At 62.9% G+C, this 6,058-nt stretch carries 6 protein-coding genes; 1 reads left to right on the top strand and 5 read right to left on the bottom strand.

Annotated elements, in window-relative coordinates; all coding sequences use genetic code 11:
• The 5 genes from EOA36_RS24545 to EOA36_RS24525 all read right to left on the bottom strand — a co-directional run.
• A partial coding sequence (locus EOA36_RS24545) for a DnaA/Hda family protein (RefSeq protein ID WP_127279778.1) occupies positions 1-1,042 on the bottom strand: 1,042 nt, incomplete at its 3' end.
• Positions 1,043-1,898: 856 nt separating this feature from the next.
• Entirely contained in the window at positions 1,899-2,165 is a 267-nt protein-coding gene (gene rpsT / locus EOA36_RS24540) for a 30S ribosomal protein S20 (RefSeq protein ID WP_027026587.1), read from the bottom strand.
• A 180-nt stretch (positions 2,166-2,345) separates the two neighbouring features.
• Entirely contained in the window at positions 2,346-3,119 is a 774-nt protein-coding gene (locus EOA36_RS24535; RefSeq protein ID WP_127279777.1) for an enoyl-CoA hydratase, read from the bottom strand.
• 33 nt (positions 3,120-3,152) lie between these two features.
• The gene (gene mutM, locus EOA36_RS24530; protein ID WP_127279776.1) at positions 3,153-4,043 is read right to left on the bottom strand and encodes a bifunctional DNA-formamidopyrimidine glycosylase/DNA-(apurinic or apyrimidinic site) lyase; all 891 of its coding nucleotides are present in this window, start codon (positions 4,041-4,043) and stop codon (positions 3,153-3,155) included.
• Positions 4,036-5,277, bottom strand: a complete 1,242-nt coding sequence (locus EOA36_RS24525; protein ID WP_127279775.1) for a phosphopentomutase — start codon at positions 5,275-5,277, stop codon at positions 4,036-4,038. The genes mutM and EOA36_RS24525 overlap by 8 nt, the downstream gene beginning before the upstream one ends.
• 257 nt (positions 5,278-5,534) lie before the next feature.
• On the opposite strand from EOA36_RS24525, the gene EOA36_RS24520 reads away from it, so the two are divergent.
• Positions 5,535-6,058: PhnD/SsuA/transferrin family substrate-binding protein (locus EOA36_RS24520; protein WP_145969287.1), on the top strand; the 524-nt coding region annotated here is incomplete at its 3' end.

Raw genomic sequence — 6,058 nt, 5'->3', positions numbered from 1 at the left:
GTTTGAGCATGCCGAGCCGCATGGCGAAGTCGGGTGCCGACATTTCGAGCGCGACGCCGCCATTGAGGCGCGAACGGACCCGCGGTTCGAGCGATTCCAGCTCCGACGGTGGCCGGTCGGCGGCGACGACGACCTGCTTGGCGCTGTCGAGCAACATGTTGATCAGATGGCAGAATTCATGCTGGATCGACTTGCCCTGCAGGAACTGCATGTCGTCGATGATCAAGAGGTCGATGTCGCGCAACTGCTCCTTGAGCGTCAATGCGTTGTTGTCGCGGATCGCGGTGGCGAAGCGCCACATGAAATACTCGGCGGTGAGATAGACGACGCGGGACTTCGGGTTCTGCTTCAGCGATTCCGCGGCAATGGCCTGCAAGAGGTGCGTCTTGCCGAGCCCGACGGTGGCATGCAGGAAAAGCGGATTGAAGCGCACCGCGCTCGACTGCGATTCCGCCACGGCCTTGGCGGCGGCGAAGGCCACGCGGTTCGAGGGGCCTTCGATGAAGGAGCCGAACGTGTAGCGCGGGTCAAGCGGCGATCCCAGCACGTTGTGGCGGAACTCGCTCTCGACCGGCACACCCGGACGCGGCATGGGAGACCGTTCCACCCTGCCTGGGCTGACCGTGCCGGCGGCCAGCGCCGTCTGCGTCTGCCGTGTCATCTTGCGCGCCGGCGCCAATTCCGGTTCAGGCTGGCTGCGTCCCTGACGGGTCGCGGTGCGCACGACGATCTCGATCTTGAGAAGCTCGGGATCCTCCTGCTTCCACAGCTCGGAAATGAGATCGTGATAGTGGCCGTTGATCCACGAGCGCAGGAACGCGGTGGGCACGGAGATGCGGACAATGCCCTTGGAAGCTTCCGCGACCTTCATGCGGCCGAACCAGCTGGAATAGACTTCGGTTCCCAGGCGCGCCTTCAACTGGGCCTTGACCCGGTCGAATTTCTGTTCCGCGTCGCTGGAGACCGCCATCTCGTTTGCTCCGATCAAAGTTCCAGGAAATGGGAGGTCGCCCGTAAGCTCCCTTTCGATGCCGCTCTGCATGATCGAGTTCCTTGCCTTTCTGTACCTGTTTTTTCGCCGGGGATGCGCCTCCTGCATCCTTTTTCCAGCGACCGTGTCTTCGCTACGATGCCCGTTGCCGCCGCTGGCAATGAACGTCGCCCACTATCCAAGGGAACCGGTGCCGGCCCATGGAAGCCAGTCCGCGTTGGGTATGTCAGGGCAATACGAAACCGTCCGGCGAAAGAGCGCCGGCGCGCCGTCCTACCTGCCATGTCTAGTTACGCCAGTCCCCTACCGTATCGAAAAAGAGCAAACCATACCCGTCCACGGACTTGATCCGCGTCGCAAATCCCGCCAATTTTAGCTGGCCGCGTCAGGCTGGGTTAAGGGCAAGAGGCCCGTCCCTTTCGATAGATCGACATTACCGAAATCGCTGTGGATAGGGCAAGGCCACGTCTAACGGATTTTTAAGGAATCTGGTTACCTCGGGCGGGTTCGAGCGCCATGCCGCAGTGGCATATTTTGACAAAGCCATTGTGATTCAAACCCTTTTCCGACGAATATGAAAAAGCCGGGCCGGCGCGAAATTTTCTGAAATAATTCTCTTGACAGCCAGTTGTCCTCCCGTCGCTTCGGCGCGTTGTGGACAAGCTGTGGATGACTGTCGCTAACCAATTGAAAAATATTGGGTATTTCTGTGAGGCGGGATTTTTCTAGGCGCCGCTTTTCAAGCGTGCCGATCATCAGCGGGCATGCATGTGCCGGCAAAGCATTTCGAACTCTGGAATCTGCATTTGCAGCTGTTTGCGGCTATTCTTTTTAAGTACTTGCCGGCAAACGAAAAAACCCGGCGCGATCGGCCGGGTTCGAAGAAGATCGTCCTGGGAAGGCGATGTCAGGCCGACAGCACCTTGAGGCGCTGGGCCAGGCGCGACACCTTGCGGGATGCCGTGTTCTTGTGGATCACGCCCTTGGTCGCGGCGCGCATCAATTCCGGCTCGGCAGCCTTGAAGGCGGCCTGTGCGGCGGCCTTGTCGCCGGAGGCGAGTGCCTCCTCGACCTGGCGGACGTAGGTGCGGACGCGCGAGCGGCGGTTCTTGTTGATCGCTGCGCGGCGGGCGATCTTGCGCGTTGCCTTTTTGGCCGAGGATGTGTTGGCCATGATGCCTCTCTTCTGATCTGGTCGGCGCACGCGGCGTGCCGCAGGGCGCAAAAAACAAACGGGCAGCCACGGGGCCACCTCGGTTGGTGCGGCTTATAGTTCAGCTTTTCCGGCGCGTCAACGCCGCCTGGCGTTCTTTTTGGCCAAGGCCACGGGTTTCGGGCGCCGGCCTGCAACGCCCTACCGGTTGGTGAAATTCGGCTTCCGTTTTTCGGCGAACGCCGCCATGCCTTCCTTCTGGTCTTCGAGCGAGAAAAGCGAATGGAACAGGCGGCGTTCGAAGCGCAATCCCTCGGCAAGCGTCGTCTCATAGGTCCGGTTGACCGCTTCCTTGGCCATCATCACCGACGGCAGCGAGAAATCGGCGATTTTGGCCGCCGCCTTGACGGCCTCTTCGACCAGCTCGCCGGCCGGAACGACCCGCGACACGAGGCCCGAACGTTCGGCCTCGGCGGCGTCCATCATCCGTCCGGTCAGGCACATGTCCATCGCCTTCGATTTGCCGACGAACCGGGTCAGGCGTTGCGACCCGCCCATGCCGGGAATGACACCGAGCGTGATCTCGGGCTGGCCGAATTTGGCCGTGTCGGCGGCAATGATGAAATCGCACATCATGGCGAGTTCGCACCCGCCACCGAGCGCATAACCGGCCACCGCCGCAATGATCGGCTTTCGCGCCCGCGTCAGTTCCTCCCAGCCGACGAAGAAATCCTGCACATAGGCATCGACGAACGCGATCTCCTGCATTTCCTTGATGTCGGCACCCGCCGCGAAGGCTTTGTCGGAGCCGGTGATGACCATTGCGCCAATGCCCGTGTCGCCGCCGAAATCCTTCGCCGCCGCCACCACCTCGGCCATGACCCGCGAATTGAGGGCGTTGAGCGCCTTTGGCCGGTTCAGCGTGATCAGCCCGACCTTGCCGCGCCTCTCGGTGATGATTGTCTCATAGGCCATTGGCTGCTTCTCCTTCCTCGACACCGGTCTAGCTCACGTCTGACACGCCCGGCAATAGAAGGTCGAACGTCCGCTCTGCACGATGCGCTCGACATGGCCGCCGCAGCCGGGCTTCGGGCAAGGCTCACCTTCGCGGTCGTAGACGGCGAAGGAATGCTGGAAATAACCCAGCGATCCGTCGGTGTGCATATAGTCGCGCAGTGAAGATCCTCCCGCCGCGATGGCATCCGATATGACCGAGCGGATCGCCTCGGCGAGGCGATCGCTTTGTTCCCTGGCCTTCTTGCCTGGCCTGGCAATGGTGCCTGCCTCGCGCAGCGGTGACAGGCCGGCACGCCAGAGCGCCTCCGAGACATATATATTGCCTAAGCCGGCGATCAGCCTCTGGTCGAGAAGCGCTGCCTTGAGCGGCGATCTGCGGCCTTTCAGCAACGAGGCAAGCAGAACGCCGTCCAGCGCATTGCCGGTGGGTTCGACGCCCAGTCCGGCGAGCATCGGATGCGTCTCCGGCGGCTCTTCCGTAAACAGCATGAAGCCGAAGCGGCGCGGATCGTTGAAGATCACACGTGACCGCCCGCCGGCCGCCGAAACGACATGGAACACGACATGATCGTGCGCCGCGCTCTTCGAGCGCTCATGGTGGAACACGCCCGGCGTCTCGTCGTCGTCGCCGGTCTCGATGCGAAAGGAGCCGGACATGCCGAGATGGCAGATCAGCACCGGACCGCCCTGCATATGCATGGTCAGGTATTTGGCGCGCCGGCCGAGCGCCGTGATCGTCCTGCCGGTCAGCCGCTCCGAAAACCGTTCGGGGAAGGGGAAGCGCAGGTCCGGCCGTCTCATCTCGACCTTGGCCAGATTGGCGCCTTCCAGGACCGGCTGCAGCCCGCGCCGGACGGTCTCGACTTCAGGCAATTCAGGCATGGCCGCCAATCATCGCATGGAAGGATGTGCCGTTGCGGCCGCGCGCCAGCGCGAGGTGTTCGGCAACGGTCTCGCCGATATCGGCGAATGTCGCCCTCAGCCCTATGTCGCCGCCTTTGAGACCAGGTCCAGTGCCGATGACCGGGATCCGTTCACGCGTATGATCGGTGCCGCGCCAGGTCGGGTCGTTGCCGTGATCGGCGGTCAGGATGAGAAGGTCGCCCTGCTTCAGCTTGGCGAACGCCTCCGGAAGCCTCCGGTCGAAGGCCTCGAGGGCGGCCGCATAACCGGCGACATCGCGGCGATGGCCGAATTCTGTATCGAAATCGACGAAATTGGCGAAGACGAGGTCGCCGTCGGTCGCCTCGTCCATCGCGACCAGCGCCTGGTCGAACATGGCCATGTTGCCTGCGGCCTTGCGGACTTGCGAAATCCCGCGATGGGCGAAGATGTCGCCGATCTTGCCGACGGCGATGACGCGGCTGCCGCGCGCCGTCAGCCGGTCGAGCAATGTCGGCTCGGGCGGCGGCACGGCGTAGTCGCGGCGATTGTAGGTCCGCTCGAAGGTGGCAGATGTCTCGCCGACGAACGGACGCGCGATCACCCGTCCGATCCTCAGCGGGTCGACCAGCCGGCGCACCACCTGGCAGAATTCATAGAGCCGCTCGAGGCCGAAATGGGCCTCATGCGCGGCGATCTGCAGGACGGAATCAACCGATGTGTAGCAAATCGGCTTGCCGGTGCGGATGTGCTCCTCGCCGAACCGCTCAATGATCTCGGTACCTGGCGCATGGCAATTGCCGAGGATGCCGGGCACCTTTCCTTCGCGGATCATCGCCTCGGTCAGGTCGGCCGGAAAGGCGGGAACCGTGTCCGGGAAATAACCCCAGTCGAAGCGCACCGGCAGGCCCGCGATCTCCCAGTGGCCGGAAGGCGTGTCCTTGCCACTCGAAATCTCTTGCGCCGCGCCATGGAAGGCATTGGCGAGCAGGTTCGTCCCGAAATGCGTAAAACCCAGTCCTGTCGCCGTCTCGGCCGCCTTGCCAAGTCCCAGCGATGCCATATGGGGGACGAACAGTGGTCCCTGGCGAAGCCCTTCGCGATCCGCGCGGCCTTCCGCGCAAGCTTCGGCGATGTGCGCCAGCGTGTTGGCGCCGGCGTCGCCATAGCTTTCGGCGTCGGCCGCGCCGCCGATGCCGAAGGAATCCAGGACAAAGAGGAAAGCACGCGCCATCGGGTCATTTGTTGCCAGTGTGGACGCCCAGACATAGGGTTCCACGGCGACGTTGGCAATTCGGAAACCAAACCGCAACGGCTTGGCGCGATACTCAAATCCATGTCGCCCAAAAGTGCGCAGCGGTTTTGCGACAACGACATGGACAAGCTAAGGGATCCATGCGCGGTTTGGACAATGAGATACAGGCACAAGATCAAGTGCCGCGACGAGTTGGGCATGTCCATGGACGGAACAAAGGGCAAGGCGGTCCTGTCATGAAGGCTGCGCTCAAGGCTTGGACTGCCCTCATGGCTGTGAACGGCGCATTCTGGTGCGGACCGGCCTGGGCGGACTGGCGCGATGATATCGGCACATTTCGCATCGGCGTCGTGGCCGAGCCCGGCGCCGGCAACGCCGTTCCGGGGCTGGCGGTGTTGACGCAAGCCTTTACCGATGCGCTCGGCATGAAGGTCGAATTCGTCGTTGCCCGCGATTACGCGGCACTGATCGAGGGACAGGCCAATGCACGGATCGAATACGCCATCTATTCGGCGACCGCCTATGCCACGGCGCTGCAACGCTGCGGATGCATCGAGCCGCTCGTGGCGCCGGTCGATTCCGACGGTGCGGCCGGCATCCGCTCGGTATTGCTGACCCGGGATGGCAGACTGCGCGGCCTGGCCGATATGGAGACCCACCGGATCGCCGTGCCGCCGCCGGACAGCGTCGGCGGTTCGCTTTTGCCCTTGGCGGGGGTAGCCGCCGAACACGTCGAAATCGCCGAGGATGCACCGTTTCT

The organism is Mesorhizobium sp. M8A.F.Ca.ET.021.01.1.1, from assembly GCF_003998025.1.
Classification (GTDB): domain Bacteria; phylum Pseudomonadota; class Alphaproteobacteria; order Rhizobiales; family Rhizobiaceae; genus Mesorhizobium.
The sequence above is the reverse complement of the archived record's forward strand: the minus strand, read 5'-3'. Positions and strand labels throughout refer to the sequence as shown.

Excerpts from the sequence above, each read along its gene's own strand:
- rpsT (WP_027026587.1), bottom strand. The coding sequence starts at position 2,165 with ATGGCCAACACATCCTCGGCCAAAAAGGCAACGCGCAAGATCGCCCGC.
- EOA36_RS24535 (WP_127279777.1), bottom strand. The coding sequence starts at position 3,119 with ATGGCCTATGAGACAATCATCACCGAGAGGCGCGGCAAGGTCGGGCTG.
- mutM (WP_127279776.1), bottom strand. The coding sequence starts at position 4,043 with ATGCCTGAATTGCCTGAAGTCGAGACCGTCCGGCGCGGGCTGCAGCCG.
- EOA36_RS24525 (WP_127279775.1), bottom strand. The coding sequence starts at position 5,277 with ATGGCGCGTGCTTTCCTCTTTGTCCTGGATTCCTTCGGCATCGGCGGC.